Origin of the sequence: Pseudovibrio sp. Alg231-02, assembly GCF_900143565.1 — a bacterium.
Lineage (GTDB): Bacteria > Pseudomonadota > Alphaproteobacteria > Rhizobiales > Stappiaceae > Pseudovibrio.
Genome location: NZ_FREX01000004.1, coordinates 165,665 through 181,711, shown reverse-complemented (window position 1 = coordinate 181,711; position 16,047 = coordinate 165,665). Strand labels below are relative to the sequence as shown.

The 16,047-nt window shown below is 51.2% G+C and carries 17 protein-coding genes; 6 read left to right on the top strand and 11 right to left on the bottom strand.

What is annotated here, in order from left to right:
- Positions 1 to 18: 18 nt before the first annotated feature.
- Positions 19 to 726 carry a GntR family transcriptional regulator gene (locus DHN43_RS13225; protein ID WP_208989126.1) on the bottom strand — a complete coding sequence of 236 codons (708 nt, stop codon included), beginning with the start codon at positions 724 to 726 and terminating at the stop codon, positions 19 to 21.
- 845 nt (positions 727 to 1,571) lie between these two features.
- Between DHN43_RS13225 and repA the strand changes: the two genes are divergently transcribed.
- The 3 genes from repA to repC all read left to right on the top strand — a co-directional run bounded on the left by repA (position 1,572) and on the right by repC (position 5,418).
- Complete coding sequence (repA, locus tag DHN43_RS13220) at positions 1,572 to 2,792, top strand: plasmid partitioning protein RepA (protein ID WP_063287827.1); 1,221 nt, start codon at positions 1,572 to 1,574, stop codon at positions 2,790 to 2,792.
- The gene (gene repB / locus DHN43_RS13215; RefSeq protein WP_057462164.1) at positions 2,789 to 3,862 is read left to right on the top strand and encodes a plasmid partitioning protein RepB; all 1,074 of its coding nucleotides are present in this window, start codon (positions 2,789 to 2,791) and stop codon (positions 3,860 to 3,862) included. The genes repA and repB overlap by 4 nt, the downstream gene beginning before the upstream one ends.
- Positions 3,863 to 4,116: 254 nt before the next feature.
- Entirely contained in the window at positions 4,117 to 5,418 is a 1,302-nt protein-coding gene (gene repC / locus DHN43_RS13205) for a plasmid replication protein RepC (protein WP_108818898.1), read from the top strand.
- 105 nt (positions 5,419 to 5,523) lie between these two features.
- Here the strand turns inward: repC and DHN43_RS13200 are convergent, their stop codons facing one another.
- The 8 genes from DHN43_RS13200 to DHN43_RS13165 form a co-directional block, all read right to left on the bottom strand.
- Entirely contained in the window at positions 5,524 to 6,042 is a 519-nt protein-coding gene (locus DHN43_RS13200) for a GrpB family protein (RefSeq protein ID WP_108818897.1), read from the bottom strand.
- Positions 6,027 to 6,257, bottom strand: coding sequence for a phosphoglycerate mutase family protein (locus DHN43_RS13195; protein ID WP_108818896.1), 231 nt, complete (start codon positions 6,255 to 6,257; stop codon positions 6,027 to 6,029). The genes DHN43_RS13200 and DHN43_RS13195 overlap by 16 nt, the downstream gene beginning before the upstream one ends.
- A 49-nt stretch (positions 6,258 to 6,306) precedes the next feature.
- Positions 6,307 to 6,816, bottom strand: a complete 510-nt coding sequence (locus DHN43_RS13190) for an NUDIX hydrolase (protein ID WP_108818895.1) — start codon at positions 6,814 to 6,816, stop codon at positions 6,307 to 6,309.
- Positions 6,817 to 6,921: 105 nt separating this feature from the next.
- Positions 6,922 to 7,971, bottom strand: coding sequence for an ACR3 family arsenite efflux transporter (gene arsB / locus DHN43_RS13185; protein WP_108818894.1), 1,050 nt, complete (start codon positions 7,969 to 7,971; stop codon positions 6,922 to 6,924).
- A 45-nt stretch (positions 7,972 to 8,016) separates the two neighbouring features.
- Positions 8,017 to 8,343 (bottom strand): ArsR/SmtB family transcription factor, encoded by a 327-nt coding sequence (locus DHN43_RS13180; RefSeq protein ID WP_063293012.1) that lies wholly within the window; start codon positions 8,341 to 8,343, stop codon positions 8,017 to 8,019.
- Between the two features lie 125 nt (positions 8,344 to 8,468).
- The gene (locus DHN43_RS13175; protein WP_108818893.1) at positions 8,469 to 9,077 is read right to left on the bottom strand and encodes a peroxidase-related enzyme; all 609 of its coding nucleotides are present in this window, start codon (positions 9,075 to 9,077) and stop codon (positions 8,469 to 8,471) included.
- Positions 9,078 to 9,203: 126 nt separating this feature from the next.
- Complete coding sequence (locus tag DHN43_RS13170) at positions 9,204 to 9,812, bottom strand: sulfite oxidase heme-binding subunit YedZ (protein ID WP_108818892.1); 609 nt, start codon at positions 9,810 to 9,812, stop codon at positions 9,204 to 9,206.
- 674 nt (positions 9,813 to 10,486) lie between these two features.
- Entirely contained in the window at positions 10,487 to 10,747 is a 261-nt protein-coding gene (locus DHN43_RS13165; RefSeq protein WP_159096851.1) for an SHOCT domain-containing protein, read from the bottom strand.
- A gap of 251 nt (positions 10,748 to 10,998) precedes the next feature.
- Here DHN43_RS13165 and DHN43_RS13160 point away from each other — a divergent pair, with 251 nt between their 5' ends.
- The 3 genes from DHN43_RS13160 to DHN43_RS13150 all read left to right on the top strand — a co-directional run bounded on the left by DHN43_RS13160 (position 10,999) and on the right by DHN43_RS13150 (position 12,530).
- Positions 10,999 to 11,364, top strand: a complete 366-nt coding sequence (locus DHN43_RS13160; RefSeq protein ID WP_057462154.1) for an STAS/SEC14 domain-containing protein — start codon at positions 10,999 to 11,001, stop codon at positions 11,362 to 11,364.
- Between the two features lie 31 nt (positions 11,365 to 11,395).
- A complete protein-coding gene (locus DHN43_RS13155; protein WP_108818891.1) occupies positions 11,396 to 11,812 on the top strand; it encodes an acyl-CoA thioesterase in 417 nt (138 codons plus the stop codon).
- 109 nt (positions 11,813 to 11,921) lie between these two features.
- The gene (locus DHN43_RS13150; protein ID WP_108818890.1) at positions 11,922 to 12,530 is read left to right on the top strand and encodes a hypothetical protein; all 609 of its coding nucleotides are present in this window, start codon (positions 11,922 to 11,924) and stop codon (positions 12,528 to 12,530) included.
- Here the strand turns inward: DHN43_RS13150 and DHN43_RS13145 are convergent.
- A complete protein-coding gene (locus DHN43_RS13145) occupies positions 12,527 to 13,570 on the bottom strand; it encodes a helix-turn-helix domain-containing protein (RefSeq protein WP_108819040.1) in 1,044 nt (347 codons plus the stop codon). The genes DHN43_RS13150 and DHN43_RS13145 overlap by 4 nt on opposite strands.
- 78 nt (positions 13,571 to 13,648) lie before the next feature.
- Entirely contained in the window at positions 13,649 to 16,042 is a 2,394-nt protein-coding gene (locus DHN43_RS13140; RefSeq protein ID WP_108818889.1) for a plasma-membrane proton-efflux P-type ATPase, read from the bottom strand.
- Between the last annotated feature and the right edge of the window lie 5 nt (positions 16,043 to 16,047).

Genomic DNA, 16,047 nt, shown 5'->3' with positions numbered 1-16,047 from the left:
AATCAAACGGAACGCGCTCTAAGATGGCATGCAAAGAGCAGGTAGACGATCAACATGTGCTTTGATCGTTTGCTCGGCCAGTTCACCGTCCCCAGTGCGCACAGCATTGATCAGCTGAGTGTGATCATCCTGAACGCCTTCTGAAATAAACCCGGCACGGCGCATGGCAGCGCGGTAGCGGGTGCACTGGTCATGAAGCATATGCAAGAACCGGCTTGCCCAACTGGAGCCTGCTCCCTCAACCAACGTCATATGAAACACGCGGTTGGCTTCTTCCCATTCATTCCAGAAATCACGCCGTGAAGCTTGCCATGTCCGCTCAATTTCCTGCAGAGCATGGTAGGCGTCCAGCACGCTTTCACGCCACTGAGCGTCGCCCTTTTCAACGGCGGTTCTCACCGTTGCGCTTTCAAGAAGGCGGCGCTGATCAATAATATCCTGAAACTCTTTTTGCGAAAGTTCTGGAATATAAAATCCCTTATGAGATTGCGTGGCAACCAGTCCTTGAGACACCAGACGGGAAAGTGCTTCGCGTACAGGTGTAGGCCCAACATCAAATGTGCTGCACATCTCGCGAATGCGCAATTTACTGCCCGGCTCAAGCTGGCCAGACAAAATTGCCGCCCGCAGGTGCGCGTAGGCCCTGTCAATGAGAGAGGCGGATGACGGGACGTTTTGTGCAGTGACCGATGTTACGGCTCTTTCTAAGGTATCCTCTATTTTCAAAGTTATCTGCCTTACAATTATTATCTATGCAATTTGGCGTTTCTTTTCGTCGGTATGGAAACTAGGTCATTTGTTTTGTTATCCGGCCAAGTTAAATTGCAAATATGAATTGGCCTTCTTATTACATCAATTGTAAAACAATATCTGAACTATAAAAGCAATGAAATTGCGTAGGAATGACATAACTTTCCAATAAAACGAGAGTGTTTTATGGAAAATAACGTCGAATTATCGATTATTTTTAAAAAAATGTGTAAGTACGGTCTTATTCATTGAGCATATGAATCAGACTTACTTAGAGTTCGATGAACAGAAATAGAGTTTATTCGCTATTTTAATAAAATAATCTCAACTATACTCTGCCAGCTCACTTCTTCGCGTATAAACGGCAGAAACTATTAGCAACGCTCTAAGTGGAAATCACTTATAGATCGCAAAATATCTCCCCCCAATACGCGATGAATTGCTCAGCTTATCTCTGGTGTTTCAGAAAACTTATCCCCCCTGCTCCACGCAGTGTTATTGCTCAGTGAGGAGGCGTGAGAATCAGAAGCTGGATGATTGAGTCGCAGCGAGCTGACGCATGAATATGTTTCTGGAGAAATGGATCGGTTGTTTTGTCGATTTTATGCACGCCTCGTTTTTGAGTTTTTGAAACAGCATAACTGATTGAAAATAATAGATATTATGCCTCTCAGAGAGGCGATGATCATAAGTGTTAATGAGGATTAACCAAAAAGGGATTGAACTGAACTACAGGTTGGTTACCCTTTCGACGCAAACACGGGCCATATGGGCGCACTTTCCGTTTGTAGATGACTAGAACCGTTTGAGGGCTAAGCGAAGTGGAATACGGCAACAACACTCTTTTGCGTGAGGAAACTCCGTCTGAGAAGATCTCCCGTTATTCGCAGCTCCTTTCTGGCCAGCTGCACCGGTTAAGACAAGAACTTTATCCGCCTGAAGCGCATAAATTGCTGCGCTCGTTTTCTTCTGTCGATGTTGCCCGTCTTATCGGTGTTTCTGAAAGCACCATTCGCCAGCTGGATCTGGACGGAGAAGGCCCGACGCCAACCCGTCTTGCCAATGGCCGCCGCAGTTACACGCTGCAGCAGATCAACGCGATCCGTGAAGTGCTTGCCGCCCGTAAAAAGGGTGATGAAGCCGTTAACATTCTGCCGCGCCGTCGCGACGGTGAAAAGCTGCAGGTGATTGCGTGCGCCAACTTTAAAGGTGGCTCCGCAAAGACCACCACCAGCACGCATCTTGCCCATTATCTGGCTCTGCGCGGCTACCGTGTGCTCGCGATTGATCTTGATCCGCAAGCCTCGCTTTCTGCGATGTTTGGTGTGCAGCCTGAGTTTGATGTTGAGCCAAACTGCACCTTGTTTGGTGCTCTGCGTTATGATGAAGGCCGCCGTACACTGGGTGATGTGATCCGCCCGACCTATTTTGACAATCTGGATCTGGTTCCGGCCAACCTTGAGCTGGCCGAGTTCGAACACATCGTTCCAACCGCGATCGCTTCTGGTGCGTCTACCGGCGAAAACATCTTCTTCCGCCGCATCCGCAACGTTCTGAACGAAGTTGATGATCGCTACGATGTTGTTGTGATCGATTGTCCGCCACAGCTTGGCTTCCTCACTCTGGGCGCGCTGTTTGCATCCACCGGATTGCTCATCACGCTGCACCCGCAGATGCTGGACCTTGCAAGCTGTAACCAGTTCCTCGGCATGAGTTCTGACCTGATGGCCGTGATTGAGAACAATGGCGGCGAAATGAATCTGGATTGGATGCGGTTCCTTGTGACCCGTCACAATCCAAATGACAGCCCGCAAACCCGTGTGGTTGGCTTGTTACGTGCCCTCTTTGGTGAGGATGTGCTGACATCGCCAGCTTTGGAATCCACCGCGGTTGCCAATGCGGGCCTTGAAAAGAAATCGCTTTACGAACTGGAACCGGGCGCCATTGGCCGCGAAACGCTTAAGCGTGCGCTTGAATCCATGGATTCGGTAAACCGTGAAATTGAAGATCTTCTCCGCAGCTCTTGGGGTCGAACACTATGAACAAAGCTAAGGACCGGAAAAACGCATTAGACACGCTGTTTTCAGGCGGCGGTATGGCAGGCATGGTTGCGGATGCAACAGCGCCGCGCCCCCGCTTGTCGTCCGGTGCTATTGGTGCAGCCGAGATCAACCTGATCAAGGACGAACGCGACAAACTGCGTGAAGAGTTGAAAACGCTGAACACGCAAATGGCGACCTCCGACAATGTGGTGGAGTTGAACCCGGAACAGGTTCAACCCTCCTTTGTTGCGGACCGTATGGAAGTTGCGTTTGATCCGGCATTTGAGGCGCTCAAAGAGTCTATTGCTGAGACCGGACAGCAAGTGCCAATTCTGGTGCGTCCTGCGCCAGATGAAGATGGCATCTACCAGATTGCTTATGGCCACCGTCGTTGGAAAGCCTGCCGCGCTTTGGGCAAGCCCGTCCGCGGTGTCATAAAACCGCTCTCTGATGAAGAATTGCTGGTGGCTCAAGGCCAGGAAAACCATGAACGGAAAGACCTGAGTTTCATTGAAACCTGCTTGTTTGTTTTCCGCCTTGCGCAAGATTACCCGCAGACGCTCATTGTCAAAGCCATTGGCAAAGACAAGTCTCTCGTTTCCAAACTCCGCAAGCTGGCGGCAACCATGCCTGAGGAGTTTTTGCGTGTGATTGGGCCTGCTCCAAAAATCGGGCGGCCACGTTGGGAAGAGATGGCAAGTTTCTTCCACGAGGGCCAGCTGGCGCCGAACCACGAAAAAGCGATTGCCTCGCTGTTTGCGCTGGACTCATTCACAGAGCTGCACAGCGATGAGCGGTTTAGCGAAGTGTTGCAGCTGCTGCAGGAAACGCCAAGCGAGATGGAGGCAGGTTCTGCGTCCTCTTCTGGTGAGATTGCTGTTGCAGCTCATACCCGTGCCGCGAAATCTTCTGAATGGCTTGGAAACAAGCATGTGCTCGTCAAGCACACTGGCAAAGCGACCGTCTTCTCCGTTGATAGCAAAACGCAGAGTGACTTTGGCTCCTTCCTGCTGAAAGAGCTGCCGGGCCTGATTGCCAAATTTGAAGACACGAAGGGGGAGGATGCCTGATGGTGTAACCCCTGAATGACGAAAGGCCCTGCTGACGGCAATCAGCAAGGCCCCAAAATCGTCGCCCAAGAGAGTGAAGAGCACTCGTCGAGGACCATCTTTAGCACGATCATCCTACGACGAACGCGCGGTGCGAATCAAGTCAGCAATGCTTTCTTGAAACCCTTTGTGGCGCATTTTTGCTTTTTCGGGCGCTCAATCCCCAATCTTACTTGGATAACACCTTGGGTTTTCCTTCGGTGAATGGGTTAGCTATGCAAAGCACCGGTGTTGCGTCCTTTCGCAAAATGACACCCGGCATGTTGGAAAGCCAGCGACTGGCAATGGCGAATGATATCGTCAAAACAACAAAAGCCGAGGTGGCGATCACGTTAAAAAAGGCGGCCCCTGCTCTGGGGATTGATGGTACCGCCTACCATATTCTCGATATTCTGATCGGCCTGACACGGGCAGATGACTGGAAACAGGACCGCCGTCCGCTGGTGGCGATCTCCAATGACAAGTTGGCTGAATACGTTTGCCGCTCCACGCGCACGGTGATCCGCGCACTTAAGCGACTGGTTGAGGTGGGCATACTGGCATACCGCGACAGTTCAACAGGCCGTCGTTTTATCTACCGCAATGGTGCAAGTGGTGAGATTGACCGTGGATATGGTTTTGACTTTTCGCCAGCACGCCAGCGGATTGATGAGATCAAACGGATCGGGGAAGAGTTTCAGGCACGGGTGCGGGCAGAGCAGGAAGCAAAGCGGACTGTTAACCGGCTGTCTCGTGCAATCGTTGATGCTTGCCGGACCGGCCAAAGCGAAGGCGTGGATTGTACCGTGTTCCTGGAAGAACTCTCTGCCATTATGGAAACGCCAATGCTGCTTCTTGAGCGGGCAGACAAGGTCTCAAAACTCTACGAACTGGTTGTGGAAGAGCTCGCAGAAGACAAAACCGGGGACGAGCAAACTGCCTCAGATATCAATAAATATGCTAAAATGTCAGGCGACCATGACATTGATGTCACCCCTTATAATATTACAACCCATCAAACTCATATAAATAGTAAAACACGGCAGCCATCTAACGATGGCTACTCAAATACCAACTCCGCTTCTAACGAAGCTACGAAGATTGCTCTTGAAAAAGATCAATCAAGCAAATTCTCTGCCAAATCCAATGCTCCAGCTCAATTGCAATCTCGGCAATCTGGTCAGTTAGATAACGGTTTAAGTGAGCATTTATCTGCTATTTCCATTGGTTTGATTGATAGCGCAACAACAGAGACCCAGGAAATGTTGGGCATGCAGTTTTCAAGCTGGTTCGAGCTTGCGCAGTCTGGCGAGCAGCTTCGTTTGGCTATTGGCCTTTCCGAAGATGGCTGGAAACAAGCGGTTGTGACACTGGGCGAAAAAATGGCTGCGGCGGTTCTGGTGGTGACGGTTGAAAAAACCCTGCGCGATCCTGAAGGCATTTCGCGACCGGCGGGTTACTTCCGCGCCTGCGTTGACCGCGCCAAGGACGGAAAACTCGCCCTGCACAAGTCGCTTTATGGCCTGGCTCTGGGGTAAGGGTCTGCAATACCGGTTTCTTGCGGATGTGGCAGATGGATCCGCAAGTGAGGTGTTGGTGGGGGCGCTTACTGACTGGGCGAGAAACAGCAGGTTAACGCGAGTTCATATCGACCTGAACCATTCGAGTGCTTCTTGCTCGGTGGCGAGAATGAAGGGCTCTTTACCGTCCAAATAGGAATCCCATGTAACGGTATCCGCTGATGTTAGCATCGCCTTTAAGTTTGAATATTCAGCCGCCTTGTTTGGATGAGCGATCAGGTAGTCACGAAATGCAAGGTGCCGCTCAATGTGGGGCGATCCTGTTTCATAGACATGAAGATGATGTGTTCGTTTCCCCGCCCCATCCATCTTTCGAAAATACCGTCTGCCATCAATACCATACGCACCCATGATCTCATATCCGAGACCTTCGAATACGTCGCTCGTTGTATCGAGCGCACGCACATCAGATACAACGCCTAATAAGTCAATGATTGGTTTGGCAAGGATACCCTCCACTGAGGTGCTGCCGATATGATGAAGTTCAATGTCAGTTCTGCCTAGCCCCTCCTTGATCAAAGAAGCCTCATGGCAGAAGTCATTTTTCCATTTGGGGTCATGGGGAACTACGTAATCAACCATGCTTTTGAGAGGTCCTTTGCCACGCCGTTGTTCAACTCACGCAATTGCCGGACTTTAGTAAACTCATTTCCGGTTTTCTCAGTTATCCATTCCGCGGTTTGCTTCACTTGAGTGATCCCGTGAGGTGTAAGTGTTGAATTTGTCCAACCTCCCATAACACCTTTCAGCATGTGCTCACTTTCACCGTGTCTCAGAAGAATGAGTTCGTTCAGCATTCAATACCACCAGAGTTCCGGCACTTCCATGAAGAGAGAATGTGGAATGTCAGGAGCTTAAAACTTCGCTGGCCTCTTCGTCCTGCTGTGTCGGTAACTTGATCCGAAGATGTGGGCTTGCTTTGCGTGTTACGAACTCGGCATGGAGATATTCAAGAACGCGGCGCTGGCCGGGAAAGCTGAAGAGCTCCATGGCATCATCAAACGAAAACCATTGATAGGCATCGTGTTCTTCGTTGATGGTGATTGGCGTTTCGCTGGAAACAAAGCTCACGAACACTGGCAGTTTTTGGATGATGTTCTTTTCTGGAACATAAAATTCTTCACACAGATCAGCAGACCAGAGTTCGGTGAGGACCAAACCGGTTTCCTCTTTCACCTCTCGTAATGCTGCTTCCCAGCCGGTCTCGTTTGGTTCAACCTTGCCTGCGACCTGACACCAGGCGCCGAGCAAAGTATCAGCGCGGCGCATAAGCAAGACTTGCGGCTCCTCTGCATTCAGGTCGAGAAGAAAAACGGAAACGCCGTTGCTGAGAACGGGAATATTGTTGGGGGTCATAAGTTGCTCATAAAATAACTGGTGCAATAGACCATGAGCATACTCAGAGAAGAACGAAAAACCAAGAGAGACGAAGGGCAGGAGATCACTCCCCTGCCCTCACGCTTAAGTTTTGGAATGGGCTGTTGACGCAGGGACCTGATCGTCCTTAGAGAACTGACCGCGAGTCCGGTTGGCATAAGAAACCAGCACCAACATCACCGGCACTTCAACCAGTACACCAACGATGGTTGCCAAGGCAGCTCCGGAGGTGACGCCGAACAAACTGATTGCCACAGCGACGGCCAACTCAAAGAAGTTCGACGCACCAATCATTGCGCCGGGCGCTGCAACATTGTGCGGCTGGCGCCACTTCCGCATCCAGAAGTATGCGACGAAGAAAATCAGGACAGTTTGGATGAGAAGCGGAATCGCGATGAGAACGATATCTGCTGGTGATGAAATGATGTTGTCAGCCTGAAGACCAAACAGCAAGAACACCGTGCCCACCAGACCCGCAATCGAGAATGGTTTCATCCCTGCACTGAATGAAGAAAGGTGTTCTTTGTCTTTGAGCCCGAGCCGGGTCAACCACCCTGCCCCCAATGGCAACGCAACAAACAGTGCGGTTGAAACCAACAACACATCCCATGGGACAATGATGTTTGAGACATCCAGCAAAAACGCCGCGATTGGCGCGAAAGCGAAGATCATAATCAGGTCATTGGTCGCAACCTGTGCCACCGTATAACTTGCATTGCCCTTTGTTAGATACGACCAGACAAACACCATCGCCGTACAGGGAGCAACGCCAAGCAAGATCATGCCTGCGATGTATTGATCCGCCAGATCTGCCGGAATGAACGGCGCGAAGATATGGCGCATGAACAGCACGGCCAGAGCTGCCATGGTGAAGGGTTTCACCAGCCAGTTCATGGCCAGCGTTACGATAAGGCCCTTTGGTTTCACAAAGCAATTGCGAACCTCGGTGAACTCGACCTGCACCATCATTGGATAGATCATAAGCCAGATCAGAACCGCGATGACCAGATTGATCCCGCCGACCTGCAAGTCACCGATGATCTGAAAAAGGCCAGGTTGAAGGAGGCCTGCCCCTACCCCCAGAGCCATTGCAAGCCCTACCCAGACTGAGAGGTAGCGTTCAAAAGTACCCATGATTTCTCCTGCCTATCGTCGATAGACGATGAATTTCGACAAATTTTAGAGCTTGAAACTGCTCTCAAAGAGGAAGTTGAAGTTCTTCAACTCAGACCGATTGACTGAATAACAAATGCGCGGACGCTGTACTTCCGCCAGTATGAAGCCTGCATCCTTTAAGATCCGAAGATGCTCGGATACAGTGGATTGCGCCAGACCGATAGAGTTCACGAGATCACCACCGACGCAGCCGGGTTGAGCCGCCATAATCTTCAGCAAGCGGACACGCGCAGGATGCGCCAGGGCTTTGGCCTGGACTGCGAGCTTTTCTTCTTCTGCCTCATTCAAAGAGGCAGGCGCGAATTCCGTAACGCAGGTGTTTTCTGTCATCGTTGATTCCGTATATCGTCGATACACGATATACTCTTCTCCTCACCCGCTGGCAAGGCCTTTCTGTGTTGACAGCTGTCAACTTTTTTGAAGCTGAGTTGACAGCTGAAACTCCCCTCCCCTGCTCACTTCTTTCGTGCTGCGGAGTGATATTCTGGGTTGGGCTGCATGCCTGTTGCTGAGGCCATGCGGTTGGACATGGAGAAAAAGGCCGCGACTTCGCAAATGTCCCAGATGTCTTCTTCCGAGAACCCAACATCCCGGAGGCCTTGCCGGTCACCCTCAACAATTTCAGAGGATGCCTTCGCAATCTTTGTAGAAAAGTCGAGCATCACACGCTGCTTGTCAGTCAAATCGGCATAGCGATAGTTCATCACCATGGCTTCACCCAGTTCCGGTTTGTTGGAATACTCCCGAACAGCAGCGCCATGGGCGACCTGACAATACCAGCAGGAATTGATCGACGAAACGGTGACGGCGATCATCTCTCGTTCCAGCTTAGAAATGCCAGAGTCTCCAAGCATGAGCTCATTGTACATCTGAGAAAACGCCCTGAGCTTCCCTGGTCGATGTGCAAAGGCAATCAGCACGTTCGGGATCAACCCGAGTTTGCTCTGACATTTCCCAAAAAGCTCCTGAATATCATCAGGTAATGGATCCGGCAGGCTAAGCTTCAAGGCAGTCGGATGCGTAAGGCTTGCGCTCGCTATTTTCTGAAAATCGGTTGTAGTCATTATATGGTCCCTCCTCCATTTCAGCAGCTTAACTGTGATTGAAGGGACTGTCCTCACTACAAAAGGAGAGCAAAGAAAAGCCCGCCTTTGGGAAGAGGCGGGCTTAGTTGGAGGCTTGCTTGGGATTTAAGCGTGGGCGGAGAGCTTACGCTCTTTTCGTTTATTGGTGACGTGCACATATCTGTAGAGCTCTAGGAGTAGAAGCGGTGTGAAATGCACCAGAGCTGGCCCAAATTTGTAGTCTACCAGGACCCAATGGGCGAACACGAGGACAGCTGCTGCGTAGGCAAGTTTCTGAAGGTTCTTCCATCTGGACCCGAGCTGGGCGATGAACCAATCATTGCTGGTGACTGTGAGCGGAATGAAAATGAGAGAAGCCAGCCATCCAGTCCAGATCCCGATTTTGACGAGATCTTGCAGGATAGGGCCAAGAGATCCCTTATCCAGCAGGTAGATAGCAACGTGCAGCGCTGAATAGCAGGCTGCAGCTACGCCAATATACCGCCGCCGTGCCATCAGCCAACGCACCCAATGTTGACCGTTTGTCAGGAACATCAGTGGCGTGATCATGAGGCTTATGAGGAGAAAACGAGCGGCAAACTCTCCAGTTGGAAGGAGAAGGTGCTCCAACTTGTCGCTTTCACGGAGAAGCTCTCCGATGATAGCAAGCCCCGGGAGTGCAAGGATAGACCAGAAGGTAAATGGTGAGTTCCAAATTGCTCGAAGGTAAGACATGGTCGCCCGGATGAGTTTGCACTGAGTTATAAGGTGCACACTGCTGATTTCGCGGTGTTGGGGTACGTGGGAAGTCAGCAGTGTGCGGCCGATTGCGACTGCGGAGTTCGCGTTCAACCTTGTCCAAACACTGGATCAGCTCTGACTTTTCCGCAAGAAATCAGATGTAACAAAATGTCTTGGAACTTGGTTGGATTAAAGAACTAGCTGCTTCTTGGTGTCGGTTAAGTTATGGCCCAACATATTGGAGGCATTAGATAATTTAAGAAGCTCCGACAATGGCCCGCAAACTGTCCTTTCTGTATGTGTTTAGCGAAAGGCTTCCTCTATTACACTTTAACAAGAGTTGCGTTGTTTTTGATGCAAACGTGGTTGCAAACAGCAGTAACAGCTGGGGGCCTCTGAAAAGAAACCCGTCGCAAATCTGCAACAGACTGTTGAGAGAGTTGTGTGCTGCGAATGTTGGCTTGGATAGAATGAGAGGAAAACTGGGCCTCAAAGCATCGGATTGATACTCGATTTTATCGGCTTTGAGCGAGATGTGCAGGTTTTTGATCTACTAAACGGACGGGTCTTCAGAGCTGTGTACGAGTGAGTTGCCAACTGACAACATTGCTCTGGAAGGAAAATCGGCACTCAGGTTGCCCGAATTGAGTGCCGATGTTGAGGGGAAGTTACAGGTTCAAACGCAGAACCTGAGAACGTTTCTGGAACTCTTCCTCATCGATTTCACCAGTCGCAAATCGTCTGCTGAGTATGTCCAGAGCTTCTGAGGTTTGGGACTTTGGCTCTTCAGGTTCAACCTTGCGAGCGCTGTTTGAACCTCCGAAATAACCGTAGGACCGGGCGATTAAAAAGCCGATGATGAGCAAGAGAATTAGAGTGATTGGGAATGGGAAAAAGTGAAATCCGTGCATTCCTGCTTGATGAAACATGGTGATCTCCTTGGGATATTTATTAGACATCACTAGAATGGGGAGTACCGGCACAGCTTTCAAATTACATTTGTAATCAACTTTCTCAACCGCTTCACCTGCGGATAACGGTTACACTTTTATAAAAGTGGACAGCTGTCAACTTTTCGAATTGGCAAGAGATTTCGAATTTACGTCGAAACTATCCATGGAATGAAACAGGATGGAAGGCGTGGCTCAGGTAGCATGCAGACAGGAAAAGAGGTGCCAGAATGATCAAAAAACTCCCAGAAAGTTCGGAGAACATCCTCGGTTTTGAGGTGGATGGAAAGGTCGATCTTAACGAAGAAATGGAGCTGATTTCGCAGGTTGAAAACGTCCTCGACAAACATGCAAATGTCAGTGTGCTGGTGATTTTGAACGATCAAGCGAAGTGGGGCATTGAGGCTGGCTACGAAGATTTGAAGTGGGCGATGACCCACATCAAAAGTTTTCATCGCATCGCAATCGTCTCTGATCGGAAGATTTGGGAGTGGCTCGTCGCGATTGATAGTCCGTTTGCAGCCATGCTTGGCATAGGTGAAAAGCACTTCGATATGGCAAATCTCGACAAGGCCTGGGAGTGGGTCAGAGAGTAAATTAAGCCCATCGGGCGGTGAGGATAGAGCGTTGATAGAGACCTATCGCGGTGTAGTTTACCCCTACCAGTTGGACCATATGGGACACATGAATGTTCAGTGGTACACCGAGAAATTCGATGAGGCCAACTGGCATCTGTTCTCACGAGCCGGGCTAAGCGCCACCTATTTTCGAGAGTACAACAGGGGTATGGCTGCCGTTCAGCAAACCACGAAATACCATGCTGAAGCGCTGGCGGGAGACTTGCTTGTGTGTCGATCCGGGGTGACGGACATTCATGAAAAGACACTCTATATCCTCCATGAAATGCATAATGCTGAAACGCAAAAATTGATTGCGACCACTGAACTGGTATGCGCGCATCTGGATAGGGAAGCCCGCCATGCGTGCCCGTTTCCGCCAGACGTGCGGGCGGCGGCTACAGCGCTTCTCGTAGAGGGGAACTAAGTCCTCCATCGTGTTTCAGGAAGGCTATTCTGGTCCTAAATCGCGTTCTAGGTCGCAGGCAATCCGCCAAACTCCCATGGTTCCAACAGGCAAATCATGGAGTTATCAAATGGCAACAAAGCACGGCATCAAAGCCCTCATCGCGATTGGCGTAATAGCGATTGCGGCTTACGTCACATTCTCATCAGGCATGGAAACCTCTGAGACACTTAGCCCTGAAGGTGTGCATTCAATAGAGATCTCAGGAAGCAATCTGGGTCTGCGTATTGTCGGAGGTAATAGCAGTTCAAGCGACATCAAGCTTGATACAAGCGATGCAAGAGGTTGCTCTCTAACCGCTACAACATCCAAAAATGAAGATGGTCTTATGACCATTAAGTTTGAAAGACGCGGGTCCTGGAGGCTTGGTTGGTGCGATCCGGCGGCGACGCTCAGGCTGCCGAGTTCGATGAACATCAGCGTTAAGATGGACAGATTGGCGGGTGACTTTGTGGGGCGGTTTAAGGACTTCGCGATCACCTCAGAGAAGTCTGTCATCTATTTCGACGGGAGTGTTTCGCGCTTCGATTTGGTTGGAGAGATGGCTGCGGTCTATCTGAAATTTGATGCAGATGTTCCAAAGGAAAACATCCGCATCAATGTTGAGAAGCTCGTGTCCAGCATCAACTTGGCGAAGGGGTGGAAGCACGCCACGAGCATCCTGCTAGAGATCTTTTAGGCCGTCTCCACACTCTGCACAGTACGGCTCTCCTTCCGCCATACACTCGGGCTCTTGCCTGTGACACGTTGGAACTCGCGATTGAAGTTGGACTTCGTTGTAAAGCCAACATCGTAAATGATCGTGGTGATGGGCTTGTCTGTTGTCTCTAACAGAAGACAGGCTTCAGCCACTCGGAACCCATTGGTGTATTGCGGCAGGTTGATCTCACGCACTGTGTTGACAGCTGTCGAAATCTGGCGAGCCGGCACACGGAGTTTGCGAGCCAACCTGTCGAGGGAGAGGTTTTCATCCCGGTACAGATGCTCGTTCTGCATGAGTTGATCGAGAGCTTCGACCAGCCCAATCTGTTCCTCGGAAGCTGATGCGGTCGTTGTTTCAGGTTCTGGCAACTGCGGTGTAGCCGCTGGTTTGCGAGTAAACAGAACAGCGATTGTGACCAGTGCAAGCAGCATGAAGAGGTTTGCAGTGCCAACGATGGTTGCTGCATTGGTCCCCTTGTTCACGGCAAAGTCCGCCGCTACGACGAGATCAACAAGTGCGGAGGTTGAGAAAATAGCGCCTGCGATCAGCTGTGTCTGGCGTGCCGGGAGCATTTGATCGATAGGCAGATGGCTGGCCCATTCCCACTGCCTGGTCGTTGCAGACCGGAAGAACAACAGTCCGTAACCGAGGTAGACAACAACACTTGTAAGATCAATCAGCACCGGGGCGTTGAAGCCGGGTGCGAGAGTGAGAGAGCTAAGAGTTGCAGCTGTCGCGCCAATCGTCCAGCCGACAGCCTTCTTCGTAAGGCGATCAGTGAGTTGAAGGAATGAGAGCCAGGTCGCGGGCGGCAATAACAACGCCAGTCCTATGAGCGACCAGAGGGGGAGCCCACCCATCCCCCATTTGATACCGAGTAGGACAGATTGAATTGCATAAAGGCTGATAGTCGCCACGAGAAGCGACGGTATTTTTCGTCCATACCCGACCATGAGGCGTAACAGGATGAAACACAAAAACAGGGCAGTAAAAAAGGGAAGGGGTAAGCTCGGCAACGCGCCAACTCCAATTGCAGACAATGCTCTATATCTAGTCTGTCTGCGTGGCGAGTAAAAGAGCGTGTTGCACTTCTTTTAGCGGCAGAGTTTTCTGGCAACATTCAGCACGAACATCCAGAGGATAGCTTGTGCCCAAACGAGGCCGATCAAGTCCCAGCTGATCGCGGGAACAAGGAAGCCGGATCGACAGATGGCAACTGCGAGCAATTGCGTGGTGATAATTGCCATCAGCAATTTAGCCGAAGGGCGTGGCGCCTGCCAGAACCAGTGATCATGCCGGCAGACGAACAAGAGCAAATGCCCGGCGACAACCAGCTGCAGGAACATAACGCTCTGCAACTCCGCAGGAGGTACATCCAGCCAATGCCGGGCGGCCATCATCAGGGCGAAGTTCTCGACAACTGAAATGAGCCCAAGCACCGTTGCTGTGCGCAGCATGTTTCCAAGCTGCCATTCCTTTGGGGCTGGTGCGGCCTCTGTGTTGTCGTAGGCGATGGTGATGATCGGGATGTCGTCCAGCAATGCCAGCATCACAATCATGATGGCGGTCAGGGGCACCTCTTCCAACAGCAACACACTGGCTGAGACGAACACCATCAGATTGATCGTCATAGCCACGCGGTAGTCAACGTAGCTGATCATCCGCGCGAAGATTTTTCGTGCCTCTATCACTGCATCTGTGATGACGGACAAACCGGGCAACGTCAGGATCAGATCAGCGGCAGATCGGGCGGCGTCTGTTGCACCTGAAACGGCAATACCCACATCTGCCTGCTTCAATGCCGGGGCATCATTCACGCCGTCACCTGTCATGGCGACGTAGTCTCCGGACTGTTGAAGCGCTTTGACGATACCGTATTTGTGCTCGGGAAAGACGCGGGCGAAGCCATCTGCGTTGACGATCTCCTCGCGGATGTTGGCTGGCAGGTTGTCCATGTCCTTTGCCTCAGAGAACACCTGACTGGCGCTTTCAAGCGAAGTGCCCAGCCCCAGTTGTCCGGCAATCTCTCTGCCGATGGCAATATCATCACCTGTCACCATCTTCACCGTGATGCCTGCATTCTGGGTTTCTTCAATCACAGCTTTGGAATCGTCGCGAGGCGGATCGAAAAGAGAGAGGATCCCAAGCAGGCGTAACTCGTGGTTCTCGTTGGTCTTGGCAATGCCGAGTGCGCGCAAGCCTTTGACGGCAAACTCGTGCACGGCACTGCTGGCCGCGGCCTTCTCCTCCGGTGCATTTGCGCAAAGATCAATGACCACTTGCGGCGCACCCTTGATGACCTTGAACGCTCCGCTTGGACCAGAGACGCCCGCTTCCGTTCGTTTGCTCACGGGATCAAACGGCGTGAATGTGTTTTGCTTGTAGAGCTCCAAAACGCCTCGTTCAGCCTTGCTGACAATCAGGTGATCAATGACGTCTTTTTCTATTGTACTGGATGCGAGGGCCGCCATGACGACGAGCTCTTTTTCACTCTTCGCGTCAAACAGAATTGGCTCGCCAAGCGTGAGTTCGTTTTTGGTGAGCGTTCCGGTCTTGTCGGAGCACAGCACATTCACCCCTGCCAATTCTTCAATCGCCTGAAGGTGTGAAACGATGGCTTTCTTTCTAGAAAGTGTGAGTGCACCCAGAGCCATGGTGACAGATAGAACTGCGGGCATCGCAACCGGGATTGAGGCGATCACCAGCACAAGCACCAGTTCAATGATGCCCAGAATGCTCTGCTGCAGATAAAGCTGTTTGACGATGATGAGCGCCGCCAGCAAGACCGTGCCGAGAATGAGAAATTTGCCAATGCCCAGAACGCTTTTCTGAAAATGAGAGATGTTGCCCGCGGACTGAACCAGCTTGGCCGTGTTGCCAAAGAATGTGTTGCCACCCGTCGCAGTCACAAGTGCCTGCATGGTGCCCTGTTTAATGATTGAACCGGAATACGCGACATCACCGATCTGCTTATCGACTGGGAGCGACTCGCCCGTCAGGGCTGCCTGGTCGACGGCAAGGTACGGTCCGCATTCCAAAATACAGTCTGCCGGGATGATGTCTCCGTTTTCCAGATTGATGATGTCACCGGGAACGATTTCCTCAGCAGGAATGTCAGCCCACTTCCCGTCTCGTTTCACACGGGCTTTGAGCGCCATGGATGATTTCAGCGCCGCCAGCGCGTCAGCTGCTTTGCTGCTTTGAACAAACTCGATGCCAGAATTGAGGATCAGCATAAACAGGATGATCGTGAAGTCGGCCCAGTGCTCGATGATGGCTGACAAGATCGCCGCAATTTCGATGAGCCACGGGATAGGCCCCCAGAATGTCAAAAGCAGCTGAGCCAGTTTGTTGGTCTTTTTTTCTTCCAGCGCGTTGGGGCCATATTGCTTCAGCCGGTTGGATGCGGTTGATCCCGTCAGTCCTTCCGGTGAGCTTTCCAGGCGTTTGAATTCATCAGCTAAGCTGGGCTTATCCTGTTCAGCCATCCGGT